Genomic DNA, 14,682 nt, shown 5'->3' on the forward strand with positions numbered 1-14,682 from the left:
ACTGGGGCGGTCGGGCATTCTAGGATGGACTTGAACAACATTCTTGTTTAACTGCCAGTTCGCTGTCCATGGCTCTCATTCATAAACTTAGAATCCCTAGGTTTCTATTCACCCTGTCGACGAGCAAATACGATGGCAAGCCAATATGAGTAGGTCAAACCAATAAGCGCTCCACGATTTAAAATGGCTGGCCTAATTTATTGCCCATCATTTTATCTGTCATATTAATTAGTTTTTATTGGCAATATATATCTATTAAAGCTATATCATTTAGTTTTTCACTGAGTCGCTTGGGACACTAAAAAATGAATTCTGAAGTTTTGAAGTATGTGAACGAGCATCAGCTTTCGTCTGTAATGAATAAAACAAAGTGGTGCGAGCTTGAAAAGGCATTAAATGGATCTGAAGACTTTATTCCCTATGTGCGATACAAATTGATTTATGATGAAAACCCTAATGCAGGTTTTACTGCTGTGTGGTGGCACGAGTTACTTGAAATAGCAGAAACCATTGAGTGGTTAGAAGTTAATCCATTCAAAAGAGAATGGCTAGGCCGATTAGTGGCGGATCGAGTGACGGACTTTTCTGATGTTGTAAGCGCACAATTAGCCCAATATTCAATTCCTTATTCGATAGAAAATGGCATGTTTCGGATTTGGGGTTATCTGAGGAGGGATGAATCTCCAGAATTTATCTAACTGAAGAGTTATATCTCTGTAAGTCACTTATTTTAAAGCTAAAACTACTCAAAACTGAGACCTCAATACTGATTATTGAGATTGGGCATAGAGACAAAAGACAGTAAAAAAGTGCTTTATTTTTCAATAAAGCACTCATTTTAAGCGAGTCAAGCACTCGTTAACCTATTGATCATATTACCGATTAAAGTAGCGGTCAAAGTACTATGTAGAGTGGCCAGCCGAGAAGGCCGACGAGACCTTCCTTGTGTTCGAATCTTTCTAAGCGTTCGGGTGAAGCGTCGCTGAGTAATAGTTCGCGGTAGCTTTTCGCAAAGTGCAGGGTACGCAGTAGGGCGGGGACAAAGTTTTTACCGAGATCTTTACTGATGGTTTCAGCGAGTTCTGCGGGTAATTCTGCTAACGCTTTCTGAGTTTCCAATTCAATATGCTCACGGGTAAACCACTCCTCTTTTAAGGTGATTTTGCCGATACGCTTTTTCAAATCTTGTCTGACTTTGGCGCCATCAAACAACAATCGATACAGTACCGCTTCGGCTAATACACTCTCTAGATTGAGAAAATCTAGCGGATCATAGCTCGATTGCGCGTAAAACTGTGCCAATAGGGCCGCAATTGACTGTTGGCGTTGATGCTCAAGCAGGGCATCTTGATAGGCTTCATAGCCTAACCATTCTTCCGCATCTGGCGGGCTAGACACTTGTTCTAGCAAGAACTTGTCGACATCACCGTACAGTGACTTGCCGTTGATGAGTTTATGCTTGCTGACAGTGCTGAGCATGCTCCAGCCTTTTTGGAAGCATTTGACTATGCCATCGGCGGTGATCAACAGGCGTATCGCCTGCTGCGGGTTTTGGTTTGACAATTCCATCAAACCAAGACTCACCACACCAATGACATCGTGCGCCGCTTGTTCGAGCAGGTGCATTTTATACTTGTTGTAAAACTTATCGGCCAGTTTGAGGCTCATCAAAATGGCTTTGGATTTGATTTGTGACAGCTGTTCACCGCTCAGCGTTTCGTCTGCTTGGCCTTGGATCAATACCTTGCTCAGGTAGGGTCCTTGATCTACATCACGCAGTACCAGTTGCATCAAATAATTCCTTAATCCAAAAAGCTAAACATATCATCGACTTCAGCGTATTCATCCGTCACTTGGTTTTTCTCTTTGGCTTGAATAACCAGCTCGTTGACAAACTTGCTGATGATCATTTCCCAACCTGAGCTTTCGTTTCGCAGCAGACTCTTAATGGCTTTTTCAACATCGGGCGCGAGCTCGTGGATCAAGGCCATTAGGCTGCGTGGGTCGTCTATGCTGAGGCTGTGTGCATCTTCACTGGCGACGCGGCTGTCGTAGCCGATGGTTTCAGTGTCTTCTTCGTCATCGTAGAGATCGGTGTAGCCGTCTTCATCTTCATGCTTTTCGCCTAACATCATTTCGATGAAAGGAATCGACAGGTAGAAGAGGCCCGCTGGATCTTCGGCGATACATTCTAAAATCGCAGTTTGTTTTTCTTCGCTATCTTGGATGCGAATTAAATAGGTCAAAAAATCAAAGGTATGCTGAATAAGTTCTTCGGCATTGTTTTTGATTTTTTCTTCCCAGTACAAAGGTTGCTGACAGACGATGTCGCGAATTTGTTCCGGGGTCATGAGTTCAGACATGATCGAAGGACAAGAGATATCATGGTGACTGTTGATTTGGGTCAGCGTGACGATATCCATGTGCTCGATAACTTCGACTAATTGCTCGTCGCTCATGGTATTTGCAATGATTTCAAAGCGTTTGCTCGCTTGTTTTGGCTCTACGTCCGCCAACTCTTTAATTTCGGCGACGGTAATCTCAATGAGACTAGTGTTCATTAGCGGTCCTCATCATCGTAGTGATCGTAGTAGCCATCTTCCTCTTCGCCTTCATCATCGTCGTCGTTATCTGAGGTGCCAACATAATCGTTGTCATCATCTTCATCGTCGTGATGCTTCGCTGCTGGCGTTGCTTTACCTTGAGTTTCAAGTAAATACAGTACGGCGCAGCTTTCAATCAGTAAGGTTTCCGAGTAACCACGCACGGCTAACACTAAAGGTAAATCAGCATTGTTAAAGCCAATCGTGACTTTAAACTCATCCCACTCGGGTTGAGTAGCCGTGTTTATCCAATGTGCCCACTTGAGTTTGGCTTCGGCGGGAAATTTAATTCGACCGTAAAGCGCGACAGGCAGGTACTCAGGCACAGTATCGAGCATCTTAGGATCGGCTTCTAACACCTTTTTGATTTGGCTAGTAAATTGCTCTAGCGCTTTAGGTGTATCGGGATCGTCGTAGGACTCGATATTGTCGTAGGCATTATTTTTAAGCTCATTAATGCGTGAGATATTCAGTTTTTTGACCATTTGACACTACTCTAGAAAACGCTCAAGGATAAAATTGATCCCACAGCTCGCGCATGGCGCTCGCGGGATCGGTCACTATGACGTTATTGAAATCTTTGATAAACGCGTTACGTCGCTTAGGATCGGACAACACATCATAAGCATTTTTAACGCGTTCAAGTTGTACGGCGGCTTGCTGCTTTTCCTCTTCCGAGGCGCCTAACAACTTGTCGGGATGATATTTGTTTGACAGCCGTCGATAGGCTTTTTTAATGTCGTCTTCTTTGGCACTGGGTTTTATACCAAGCACACTAAAGTGGTTAATCATACTTGTACCTGCAGGCGATGGGGCTGATATCGCGAGATAAAAAGGGTTTGACTCTGATTATCTTTAAATTCGTGGAATTATGATTAGTCAGCCGTGGATGATAGCAGAAATCCCCACTCAGCGGCAAACGCGCGAGCAGGAATTTGTGCTTTAGTGAAGGGTTAAAAATCCTTTAAACTTTAATCTGTTGTGGCGCATGGATTAAGTCTACCGCTATGCTGTTGAAATCCGGTTACCTAGCCAGATTGACAGCTAACTTAACCTTGTTTTTAGGCGAGATAATGGCCCTCGATTAAGGGCATATTTTAGCGCCGAACAGTGCCGAATCCTCGCTAAACTCACTCACACAGAGCTAACCCACACTCGCCTCGGCCACGTTAGGCTGAGCTAACGCCGTAACCGCTAAGTCAGACTCGACACTAAACGCAGGTTCATTCCAAGGGTGAGCATTTGTTTTTGTTCTCGCTGTAAATCTTTCATAAACAAGCTGATTTTCCGCTTATGGCTTGGTAGTACTAGCATGAGTCCATCGGGGATCACTTTAATATGATCTAAGGTCAGCGTCTTAGCGATACGGCCAAGATTGAGCAAGACAGCGAGCCTAAGCAGGCTGAGTAGGCGATTGAGCGTGAGCTTATGGTTGGGATCGAGTTCAGCGAGCATTAATTCGTTAGGCTTTTTTCTGTGATTGGTGATAAGCCGCGCTAAATCCAGCTGTAATGCTTCGCTAAATCCTGGTAAGTCACTGTTACTGATAATGTAACCGCCGTGTTTGTGCAGGGATTTTGAATTAATGTGTAATCCGATTTCATGTAAGGTCGCGCTATAGGCGAGCAAGCGCGCATGGGGCCTTAATTGCCATTCGTCGGCGACCTGTTCAAACAAGGCCATGGCAGTGTCGCGTACCTTAGCGGCGTGGGCCATATCGATATGATAAAGCTGGGCAATACTGTCGACGGTGCGGTGGCGAATATCCTGATATTGACCAATCTTTGCCAGTTCATAGAGTACGCCTTCACGCAGTGCGCCTGGGCTAAACTCAAGTTTTTGAATCGGTAAGCGCCTAAAAAAGCTGATCAAAATGGCAAGTCCGGCGGGCACTAAGGGAATGCGTTTATCATCGACGTTGGCAAATTGGATTTGGCTAATATGGGCACATTTGATCAACTTGATTTTGAGCTGTTTGAGTCGTGGCAGCGTGATGGTTTCATCGCCGTGCTCTTCTTGAATCGCTTCGCAGATGGCTTTCACTGTACCTGAACTACCCAAGGTGAGTTCCCAGCCGCCCGCGAAATATTCCTTTGAGAGCGACGCGAACTGCTTATCAGCCGCACTTTGGGCATCGCGAAATGAGGCTGGGGTGATGAGCCCATCAATAAAGAAACGCTCATTGAAACTCACACAACCGCAGCGCAGGCTAGATAACTGAGTTGGGGTATTTTTCTGGCCGATCACCACTTCGGTAGAACCGCCACCGATATCGATGACTAAATTACTTTTCCCTAGCACTTGGCTTTGGGCAATACCGTTATAAATCAAACGCGCTTCTTCATGGCCCGAAATGACCTCCACCGGATAGGGCATGATGGCGAGTGCAGCCTCGATAAACTGATCGCGGTTTTTGGCAATTCTCAGAGTGTGGGTGGCGACTAATCGCACTTGCGCTTGGTCGAGATTGGAAAATCGTTGGTTAAAATCCCGTAGGCAATTGAGCCCACGTTCTATGGCGTCATTGTCGAGAATATTTTGCGCATTGAGTCCAGTGGCGAGCTGAACCTGTTGTTTTTCTTTATGTAAAATCTGCAAACTGCCATCTTGCTCGCGGGCGATGACCAGATGAAAACTGTTCGACCCCATATCGATGGCGACAAAGTGACGCGATTTAGAGTTTGCGAGTACATTGCTGGGCGTAACGTGTGACTGTGTGTGCGAATATGTGGTTACCAATCGGATTATCCTTAGGCAATCAAAGCGATATAAAGCCAGCGGTTAGCTGGCTTTGGCCCGTAACTCTGGTGTTATGTCAGGCTGAGTTTTCACTTCTCGCTCAGCGTCACCCTCATGGGTGGAAATACGTAAGGCATTAAATTCTTGCAGTTGGCGCTTCTCATAATTAATCAGATATTGATAAATGGCAATTTGAGAACGCACTTTTCGTTTGTTACCGCGATTCCGATAAGGATTACTTTGTTCCTTGTTGATGACACGTGCTTTAGTGTTGTCATTGAATTGTAAGGATAAAATATCCATTATCATCTGTTTTAGGCGCAGATCATAAATCGGTACACTCACTTCAACGCGATTATCTATGTTGCGGCTCATCCAGTCGGCGGAGCAGATAAAGAGTTTGTTCTCTCCACCCGCGTGGAACAGCATCACCCGCGAGTGTTCGAGGAATCGGTCGACGATACTATAGACTTCGATGTTGTCGCTGATCCCCGGAATTTGCGGGATAAGCGAACACATGCCGCGAATAAGTAACTTGATTTTGACCCCAGCCGCCGAGGCTTCATAGAGTTTTTGGACCAAGGATTCATCGAGTAAGTTATTTAATTTTAAGGTAATCGCCGCCTTCATATGGCTCTGGGCATTAACGATTTCATTATCAATTAAGTGACTCAGTTTTTGTCTGGCATCGTAGGGCGACACGATTAAATGCTGGAAATTATCGCGGCGATACGGATGTTCAATCAAGTCAAATACTTGCTCTACTTCTCGGGCAATTTCTTGATTGGCGGTGAACAGCGACAAGTCAGTGTAGACCCGCGCCGTGCCTTCGTTAAAGTTGCCTGAGCCAACGTGACAATAGAGTTTGATTTCCCCTTGTTCTTCGCGGCCAATCAAGCACAACTTGGAATGTACTTTTAAGCTGGTGATACCGTGGTGAACTTTGACGCCCGCTTCGGCCAAGATGCGGGTCCATTCGATGTTGGATTGCTCATCGAATCTGGCCCTGAGTTCAATGACGGCGGTGACTTGTTTGCCGTTTTTCACTGCATCGATAAGCGATTGCATTACATGGGATTTTTTCGCCACTCGATATAAATTAATTCGAATAAAGCGCACCGCCGGATCGTAGGCCGCTTGGCGCACCATTTCGGTAAAGTGGGAAAACTTATGGTACGGATAATTGAGCATGATATCGCCCATCCGAATCGCATCGAAACTGTTGGCACTGCGGCCAAAACCTGCACTATTGAGCGCCGGTAGTTTTTCGTTTTCGAGGTAGTCGCGGCTCGGGTTGGGGAAGGCGATAAAGTCTTTAAAGCTGTGGTAACGCCCGCCTGGGATCAAACATTCGGTCGAGCTGATGTTCAGGTTTTCTTTGAGCATCACCAACATGTGTTCAGGCATTTCTTTGTCATACACTAAGCGTACAGGCTCGGCGGTAAGACGTTTTTTCAATCCCTTGGTCATTTTCTCAAGCTGGGTTTGTTCAAGCTCGTCAGTGATATCAAAATCGGCATCGCGGGTTAACTTCATCGAATACACTTCGATAGCATCGTACTCGAAGAAGGGACCAAAGAGTTCATCTACGCAGTGGCGAATAATATTATCTAATAAAATCAGATATTTTTTCGCTTTACTCTTTTCGGCTGGGAGTTCGATAAACCGCGGTACATTTTTAGTCGGCACTTCGACTAAGGCGTATTGGCGGCGAGCTTTAGTGAACAAACACACACACAAATAGGTGGCGTCGTCATTGATTTGCTTGATCAGATCGCGATTATTATTGACCATAAGCGGCGCGATATGGCGTTTGAAATGATCTCTAAAATGCTTTTTCAGCCAGTCGCTGTGGAACTCGCTTAATTGTTTCTCATTGATTAACAAAATATTACGACGTACAAGTTCGCGCATTAAATCCGTGTATATGCCATCGAACCTTTCTTGCAATGCCATCACTTTCGATTGGATCTTGGCCATTAAATGGCGGCTATTACTGCGACCTTCCTGCAGGGATGACAGCAAAATGGAGCGTCTGACCGCAGCCACACGCACCCTAAAAAACTCATCCATGTTATTGGAAAATATCCCTAAAAAGCGCACTCGCTCCACTAAGGGAACATTGTGATCGCAGGCTTCTTGCAATACCCGCTCATTAAAAGACAACCAAGAGAGTTCTTTATCAATCGAAAGTTTATCGGTATTCGGGGACACTGCACAGCTCCTTTAAGCAAGCGTCATGGCGCAATATACAATAGCATTCATCCGCCGTTGTGCAATCAGATTTACTGCCGACAAGTGAAGGAGTTTCAATGATAAATATTGCGTACACGCCAAAATCAGTCTGGGATTTATCTGGGATAAAGATACGAGGGAAATATGTCAACTTGATGACGAGTGTGACAGAAATATGACCTTATGATGATCATCTTGGATTGAGCTCAAACTCAGTTCGCGTTACTGCGATTTAAGTCTTGAGAAACTGTGCAAGCGCGGCTTACTGGGGATAAATCCGTCAGTGTTAACTCCTTGGGCATTATCGCAAACTATGTTATCTTGCTCGGCTTTTTTATCGCGGGAGTAAAAGGTATGTTTGTTGGATTTGATTATGGTAGTGCTAACTGCGCCGTAGGGATCATGCTGGATGATGGTGTGCAGTTATTGGCGTTATCAGAGCAATCAGCTTATTTGCCTTCGACCTTATACGCGATGGACAGGGAACTGATCGCCGAGGCGGTTTACCGTGGTCTTCCTATTGAGTTAAAAGCCGATTACGCCAAAAAGCGCGCCGCGCAATTGAGTCGTGCCCGTATGGTGCGCCATGAGTTAGATCTCGATGCCGATGTTCAGGCTGTATTTGTTGGCGAGCAGGCGGTGAGCGCGTATTTAGAAATGCCGGAGGAGGGATTCTATGTCCGTTCGCCAAAATCCTTTTTAGGCGCGACAGGGCTTAGACCCGAACAAGTGGCCCTGTTTGAAGATATTGTTACCTTGATGATGCAGCACATTAAAGTGCGCGCCGAATCTGTGTTAGTTGAAAAAGACCTTGTGAAACAGGGTAGCACTGCGATGATCACCCATGCGATTATTGGTCGTCCGGTGAACTTTCAAGGCATAGGCGGTGAAGAGAGTAACCGTCAGGCCGAAGCCATTTTGACCTTAGCGGCAAAACGTGCGGGTTTTATTGACGTTGATTTTCTGTTCGAGCCGTTAGCGGCGGGGATGGATTATGAAGCGACCTTGACCGACAACAAAACGGTATTGGTCGTCGACGTAGGCGGCGGTACAACGGACTGCTCTGTGGTAAAAATGGGACCCGCCCATAAACAAAAAGCGGATCGCAGTGAAGATTTCCTCGGTCACAGCGGCCAGCGGATCGGCGGTAATGATCTCGATATCGCCCTTGCAATGAATGCCTTTATGCCGCACTTTGGTTTAGGTTCCTTGATGATCAATGGCAAACCTATGCCCAGTAAAACCTTTTGGAATGCGGTTGCAGTGAATGATATTAGCGCCCAGCGAGAATTCAGTACCTTAAGTAGCCGTAAATTGATTGATGAATTGGTTAAAGAAGCCGAGCAGCCACAGTTACTGAAGCGATTGTTAAAGGTGCAACAGCAGCAGTTAAGCTATCAACTGGTTCGCCAAGCCGAGCGTGCGAAAATTACGCTGTCAGATACCGATAATACTGATGTTAATCTGGATTTTATCGAAGCGGCGCTGCACGCGGGTGTGAGTCGTGACTTGTTTGAAAATGCCATTGAGCCGTCGCTGACGAAAGTGGAAGCCCTGATGCACCAAGCGCTCACGCAAGCTGCAAAAACTTTGGCTGCAACAAATGTCGCGGTAAACCGCTCATCAACAGAGGATTTATCCGCTGAAGCAGAGTGTAAACCCGATGTGATTTACGTGACGGGTGGTACGGCACGAAGCCCTGCGATTTATGCGAAAATCGCTGGTATTTATCCCGATATTCCGGTCGTGGTCGGCGATCACTTTGGCTCTGTGACAGCCGGATTAACCCGCTGGGCACAAAAGCTATTCGCTACGCATTAATATATAAGCGCTAGCATATCAGCACTAATGTAAAAGGATGTATGAATGAAAACTCTGTTGAAGTGTGCGTTTGCGGCCTCTGTAGGTTTATTGCTTGCGGGTTGTGGTGACGATGTGGGTAAGGTGAGCTTAGGGCTTTTTACCACTAAAGATGTGATTATTGATGCTAAAAACGATCCTAAAATACCTGGGGTGACTTGCCATATCAGTCGTATCGAAGCCAATTTAGATTTTGCTGATCCGTCCGATATGGGGATCAGTTGCCGTCAAACTGGGCCAATTACTGCGGCCGATCTGGCGAAGATAGATATGGGGAAACACGGCGAAGTGATTTTCACTGAATCCCTGAGTATTTTATTTAAGTCATTAAAAGTGCGTAGAATTTACGATGCGCAAAATCAGACTCTGTTGTATTTGTCCTATTCGACGAAAGAGACCAATGGCAGCCATAAACATGCGCTCTCAACAGTGCCGCTTTATGGCTCTGCGGCTTGGGTCGATCCTGCATTAAGTATTGGAACGAAAGCGCATTAATCGCTGTAGAGTTTATGGTTTAGCGGTTTATTTGCGATAAGCATAATGATATTGCAGTAAACATTCGTATTTGTGTCAGTATCGATAAGAGAAGGGGCGGAATATTTATTCCGCCCCTTCTTTATATTCAGCTAGCACTTAGCACATTAAATATCGTTACTTAGCTTTGGCCGCCAATACAGCGTTAAAACGTTCAAACCCAGCACTGAGATCGGCGATTAAATCAGCGGGATCTTCTAAACCAATATGTAAACGGATCAAAGGTTTGCTCGCATCCCATTGAGTTGCTGAGCGGATTTTTTCAATACCGAAAATGCCGAGGATTAAACTCTCGTAGCCGCCCCAAGAAAAGCCCATCTTAAAGTGACTCATATTTTCAACCAGTGCGGTGACCGCATCGCCATCGCCCTGTTTTAAGATAAAGGAGAACAAGCCGTTGGAGGCACTAAAGTCGCGTTTAAAGAATTCGTGCCCAGGGCATGTATCAAACGCGGGATGACGTAGATGATCGACTTCTGGCCGGGTTTTCAACCAGTTGGCCACTTGCAGGGCATTTTTTTCATGTTGCGCCATACGCACGCCTAAGGTACGTAGGCCGCGGGCAGCAAGGTACACATCGTCTGGCGATGTGGTTTGTCCCATCAAATAGCTGTGTTCACGTAATTGTGGCCAGTATTTTTCGTTGGCCGTGGCCGTGCCTATCATCACATCCGAGTGACCGACGATATATTTGGTCGCCGCTTGAATTGAGATATCTACACCCATTTCAAAGGGTTTGCTATTGATGGGCGAGGCCCAAGTGTTGTCCAGCATAGTGATCAGCCCATGTTCGTGGGCGATGCGGCACAAGGTCGGTACATCTTGCACTTCCATGGTGATGGAGCCCGGAGACTCTAAAAACAACACTTTAGTATTAGGGCGAATGAGGTCGCGAATGCCTGCGCCAATCAGCGGATCGTAGTAAGTGGTTTCGATACCAAAACCGCCGAGAATATGGGTGCACAGATCCCGCGTTGGCTCATACACGCTATCAACCATTAACAGGTGATCGCCCGTTTTTAAAAATGACAGTAGCGCCGCACTGATCGCCGCAGCGCCAGAAGGATACAGCGCCGTACCGACGCCGCCTTCTAGTTCTGCAATCGCAGCCTGAAAGGCAAAATGGGTTGGGGTGCCACGGCGGCCATAAAACATCTCGCCATTGGTTTTATTTTTCGCGGCGTGGCGCATTTCATCCATGGTTTCGAAGACGATAGTCGAAGCGCGAAAGACGGGCGGATTGATCACGCCTTTGGTCCATTTTTTGTCTCGACCTAAGCTGACGATTTGGGTGGCTTGATGATGTTTATCTGTCATTGGATCATTACCTTGGCATTTAGGTTGAACGAATAGGTTGAACAATTTGGGAGAATAATTGGCGTTTCTTATCGATTGTTATGGCGGTCATCTTAGCATCTGCCCGCATAAATGACAGGAGGCGCGTGATGAGTTTGGCTCATGTTATTGGCCTCCTGTATTTTAGCTGTTGAGATTATGACGCAGGGCTTAAAAGCTGTAACACGCTTAACTTAAAGCCCGCATGTTCTTAATTTAAAGGTAAGGTAACAAGGATATCCACACCATTATGTTCGCTGCGATTACGGGCAAGGATTTGTCCTTGGTGGAACTCGGCGACCAATCGCGCGATATACAGACCTAAGCCTAGGTGGGGTTTATCTTGGGCTTGATTTATCCGCACCGACACCATGGAATCGAAAATCTGCTCCGACATATCAATGGGCAGTTCAGGTCCTAAGTTGCTGATAAGCAGAGTCGCTTGCTTACCCACTTGGGTGAGTGTGACTTCGATAGCACTGTCTTTATGGCAAAACTCAATGGCGTTGGCGATAAGTTTGTCCATTAACTGGGCGATATATTCTGGCACCCCTTGCATCATCAGTGGTTGCTCGGGCACTTTCACACTAAAGCCTTGTTCTGGATAGGTCATTTGATAACCTTGCATACAACCGCTGACCACTTGAGCGAGTGGGAACTTAGTGATATCGGCCTGCGTTAAACTCTGCTCTAAGCGTGTTGCCTCGCTCATGTTATTTAAAATCATGCTTAAGCGGCTGACACCTTCTTGGGCGCGGTCGACATATTTTTGCGTGTCTTTATCTAAGGTCTGCAGGTTTAAATGCTCAAGGGATGAACGCACCACAGCCACGGGCGTACGTAACTCATGGGACAGGCGCGACGACATGTTTTCTAGATAGTGAGTGTACTGACCCAGTCGCCCCACAATGCTAGAAAAGCTACGGGACAGATCGCCAATTTCATCCCGAGCTTTCGACGGTTTGAGGTGATTACGCACACGGCCTTGGCTGTCGATGGCATTTTCGGCTTCATCGCGCAATTTACGAATGCGGTTAGAAATACTCGAGGCGAAGAAGAACAGCGCCAAGGTGCCCATACTCATTATGGTCAAAATCACGTTAAAGAGTTTTTCCAGCGCTCGGTTGCGTAGGGTTCGAATTCCGTGGGTGGTTTCTTCGGCGACGACGGCACCCATCACATTGTTATCAATCCAAATAGGACTGGCGGCGGCGAGTACCACGGCTTTGTTGTCTGGGGTTAACCGCCAAGTCGAACTTTGCTGACCCGCGAGGGCTTTTTGGATATGACTGCCGTCAAGCTCGGTGGAATCTTGTAAGGAATCAATAAAGTCTTTGGGCGGTTTAGTGAGAATTTTATAGTACAGCGGATGCAGATAATCACGCTTGAAGGTATCCCACAGCGCGGTGCTCTTTTCATCTTCTAAGGTGCGGGTCCATACACTGTCATTAGCGCGAATGTCACCGGATTTTGCCAGTACGCGGCCGTGTTTATCAACCACCCAAATACGTGAGCTATAGTGGCTCATGCCTTTGATAATACTTTCTATTTCCGGTGATGGTACCAGCACAGTGCCGAGATTGTCGACCGTATCTAAAGCCGAGGTGCCGACAACTGCAGCGACATCACGGTATTTGCTGTCGTTGACATCGGCAATGGCAAATCCGAGTTTGCTGCCGACCATGTCTAAGGGAATACGCAGCTCGACATTGTAGCCCACATCTGTCGTTGCCCATTGTCCTTGGATACGCACCTCAGGTGTGACGGGCACAGTTTGCTTAGGATTAGCGGGTAATTCGAAGGCGCTGATCCAGCCGGGTTGAGTCGTGGCAACGATATAGCGTTTGAATTTATTGTCGGGCGCGAGTGTCGCAATCGAGAGATGATCGTTTCTATCAACACTTAGGGCATTTTTACCCCGCAGTACCACTGTTGGATCAATGACTTGAAAAAAAGCATACAGATAACCATCGTATTGTCCGACCATGTGGGTAAAGCTTAAGGTCAGGGGAGCGTTCGGATCGGCACGCATAATTTGGTGCGCCTCACCGTATTGGATAAATCTGTGCTGATATTCCTGCCATTCGTTGAGTTTGCCGTCGAGTAGAATCGCCCCCGCCAGTGGATAGGCGTATAGATCGCGGCTTTTTTCCACTTGCTTTAAAAAACTCGCTTGCCCATCGAACAATTTTGGCCGCTCGTGCAGCGCGGTGGCCAGTGCTTGAGTGGTGCCTTCTAAGGTGCGTTCTTGGCCGTGGCGAAGATACTTTTCCATTTCCCACACATATTGATACCCCAGCCAAGGTAGGCAGAGCAAGAACAGGCTAAGGCCGATGACTTTAGTGCGTAGACCAAAGGGGAAACGTGTCATAAGTTAAGGATCAGCATTAATGGGTTTAAAAGTTCATTCATCCAAGGTTATCTGGTTCAACGCCGCGCGCTTAAAGGTTGGTTAAGCCATAGATCAGGCCAAGCTATCCCAGCGATAACCCATACCATAGACAGTATCAATACAATCAAACTCTGGCGCGGTAGCGATAAACTTTTTGCGAATGCGTTTCACATGGGAGGTGATAGTGCTGTCATCGACAAAGATTTTAGCCTCTTGCATTAATTCATGGCGACTGCGTACATGGCCTGGATGTTTGGCTAACGCATGCACCATCCAAAATTCGGTCACAGTAAGCTCGATTGGTAACTGGTTCCAATAGACTTGCATGCGGTTGGCATCAATGGTCAGTGGGCCACGTTCGAGCAGGTTTTCCTGCGCCGTTTGGCTGGCCGCAAGTTCAGAGCGTCGAAACAATGCGGCTAAGCGTGCGGTTAAATGGGGGAAACTCACTTCTTTACTCAAGTAATCATCGGCGCCTAAACGCAGGCCACACACAGTATCAAAGTCACTGTCACGGGCGGTTAAAAAGATGATCGGCAGCGTGCTCGACATGGCGCGCAATGACTGACATAGCATAAAGCCGCCGTCAATTTCATTACCTAAGCCGATGTCGATAATGGCTAAATCCGGTAAACGGGTATTAAAGGCTAGCATGGCCGATGGTCTGTCGGCGTAGGTTTGCACGCTGTAACCGTGTTGTTGCAGCACGTCCTTGTAATTCTCGCGAATGGCCGCTTCATCTTCCACTATGGCGATACGCTTCATAGAGCCGTATTCCTATTGACTTGGGGGAGTAAGTTTTCGTGACTATACAGGATTTTACCCGAGAAAAAAGGCCACAAATGCAATTGCCATTTTGTTGCCACAATTGATAGTTGTATTGCCATTTTCCATCCCTGCTCATGCCATTCCACTTGTGTTTAATAGCCCCATTCAGTTTTGTACCCGTTTGACCTGATGTGGTGTTGAGTGGATTGCTTCAGG

Annotated in this window: 12 protein-coding genes; 3 read left to right on the plus strand and 9 right to left on the minus strand. The window is 46.6% G+C overall.

Annotation, left to right across the window (positions count from 1 at the left end):
• Positions 1–305 precede the first annotated feature (305 nt).
• On the plus strand, positions 306–698 hold the full coding sequence (locus AAA952_RS12870) for a DUF6678 family protein (protein ID WP_263197008.1): 393 nt from the start codon (positions 306–308) through the stop codon (positions 696–698).
• Between the two features lie 196 nt (positions 699–894).
• On the opposite strand, the gene atcC is transcribed toward AAA952_RS12870, so the two are convergent.
• The 6 genes from atcC to ppk1 form a co-directional block, all read right to left on the minus strand.
• Positions 895–1,791, minus strand: coding sequence for a cold adaptation protein AtcC (gene atcC, locus AAA952_RS12875; RefSeq protein ID WP_338257546.1), 897 nt, complete (start codon positions 1,789–1,791; stop codon positions 895–897).
• An 11-nt stretch (positions 1,792–1,802) separates the two neighbouring features.
• The gene (gene atcB / locus AAA952_RS12880) at positions 1,803–2,561 is read right to left on the minus strand and encodes a cold adaptation protein AtcB (RefSeq protein ID WP_006086363.1); all 759 of its coding nucleotides are present in this window, start codon (positions 2,559–2,561) and stop codon (positions 1,803–1,805) included.
• A complete protein-coding gene (gene atcA / locus AAA952_RS12885) occupies positions 2,561–3,088 on the minus strand; it encodes a cold adaptation protein AtcA (protein ID WP_115015148.1) in 528 nt (175 codons plus the stop codon). The genes atcB and atcA overlap by 1 nt, the downstream gene beginning before the upstream one ends.
• 22 nt (positions 3,089–3,110) lie before the next feature.
• On the minus strand, positions 3,111–3,395 hold the full coding sequence (gene atcJ / locus AAA952_RS12890) for a cold adaptation protein ActJcold adaptation protein ActJ (RefSeq protein ID WP_006081330.1): 285 nt from the start codon (positions 3,393–3,395) through the stop codon (positions 3,111–3,113).
• Between the two features lie 402 nt (positions 3,396–3,797).
• Positions 3,798–5,342 (minus strand): exopolyphosphatase, encoded by a 1,545-nt coding sequence (gene ppx / locus AAA952_RS12895; protein ID WP_338257551.1) that lies wholly within the window; start codon positions 5,340–5,342, stop codon positions 3,798–3,800.
• A 42-nt stretch (positions 5,343–5,384) separates the two neighbouring features.
• Entirely contained in the window at positions 5,385–7,556 is a 2,172-nt protein-coding gene (gene ppk1, locus AAA952_RS12900) for a polyphosphate kinase 1 (protein WP_338257553.1), read from the minus strand.
• Between the two features lie 375 nt (positions 7,557–7,931).
• Here ppk1 and yegD point away from each other — a divergent pair, with 375 nt between their 5' ends.
• Positions 7,932–9,398, plus strand: a complete 1,467-nt coding sequence (yegD, locus tag AAA952_RS12905) for a molecular chaperone (RefSeq protein WP_263205698.1) — start codon at positions 7,932–7,934, stop codon at positions 9,396–9,398.
• Between the two features lie 45 nt (positions 9,399–9,443).
• Entirely contained in the window at positions 9,444–9,932 is a 489-nt protein-coding gene (locus tag AAA952_RS12910) for a CreA family protein (RefSeq protein ID WP_113941505.1), read from the plus strand.
• A 156-nt stretch (positions 9,933–10,088) separates the two neighbouring features.
• Here the strand turns inward: AAA952_RS12910 and AAA952_RS12915 are convergent, their stop codons facing one another.
• The 3 genes from AAA952_RS12915 to pdsR all read right to left on the minus strand — a co-directional run bounded on the left by AAA952_RS12915 (position 10,089) and on the right by pdsR (position 14,463).
• On the minus strand, positions 10,089–11,288 hold the full coding sequence (locus tag AAA952_RS12915) for a cystathionine beta-lyase (RefSeq protein WP_028760270.1): 1,200 nt from the start codon (positions 11,286–11,288) through the stop codon (positions 10,089–10,091).
• Between the two features lie 229 nt (positions 11,289–11,517).
• On the minus strand, positions 11,518–13,677 hold the full coding sequence (gene pdsS / locus AAA952_RS12920; protein WP_338257557.1) for a proteobacterial dedicated sortase system histidine kinase: 2,160 nt from the start codon (positions 13,675–13,677) through the stop codon (positions 11,518–11,520).
• A gap of 93 nt (positions 13,678–13,770) precedes the next feature.
• Positions 13,771–14,463, minus strand: a complete 693-nt coding sequence (gene pdsR, locus AAA952_RS12925) for a proteobacterial dedicated sortase system response regulator (protein ID WP_006081337.1) — start codon at positions 14,461–14,463, stop codon at positions 13,771–13,773.
• Positions 14,464–14,682 lie beyond the last annotated feature (219 nt).

It is taken from the genome of Shewanella sp. M-Br (assembly GCF_036245925.1).
In the GTDB taxonomy this organism is placed as follows: Bacteria; Pseudomonadota; Gammaproteobacteria; order Enterobacterales; family Shewanellaceae; genus Shewanella; species Shewanella oncorhynchi.

Bases quoted from the DNA above. Each gene is read 5' to 3' on its own strand.
- atcB (WP_006086363.1), bottom strand. From the start codon at position 2,561: ATGAACACTAGTCTCATTGAGATTACCGTCGCCGAAATTAAAGAGTTG.
- pdsR (WP_006081337.1), bottom strand. From the start codon at position 14,463: ATGAAGCGTATCGCCATAGTGGAAGATGAAGCGGCCATTCGCGAGAAT.
- pdsS (WP_338257557.1), bottom strand. From the start codon at position 13,677: ATGACACGTTTCCCCTTTGGTCTACGCACTAAAGTCATCGGCCTTAGC.
- AAA952_RS12870 (WP_263197008.1), top strand. From the start codon at position 306: ATGAATTCTGAAGTTTTGAAGTATGTGAACGAGCATCAGCTTTCGTCT.
- yegD (WP_263205698.1), top strand. From the start codon at position 7,932: ATGTTTGTTGGATTTGATTATGGTAGTGCTAACTGCGCCGTAGGGATC.
- AAA952_RS12915 (WP_028760270.1), bottom strand. From the start codon at position 11,288: ATGACAGATAAACATCATCAAGCCACCCAAATCGTCAGCTTAGGTCGA.
- AAA952_RS12910 (WP_113941505.1), top strand. From the start codon at position 9,444: ATGAAAACTCTGTTGAAGTGTGCGTTTGCGGCCTCTGTAGGTTTATTG.
- atcA (WP_115015148.1), bottom strand. From the start codon at position 3,088: ATGGTCAAAAAACTGAATATCTCACGCATTAATGAGCTTAAAAATAAT.
- atcJ (WP_006081330.1), bottom strand. From the start codon at position 3,395: ATGATTAACCACTTTAGTGTGCTTGGTATAAAACCCAGTGCCAAAGAA.
- atcC (WP_338257546.1), bottom strand. From the start codon at position 1,791: ATGCAACTGGTACTGCGTGATGTAGATCAAGGACCCTACCTGAGCAAG.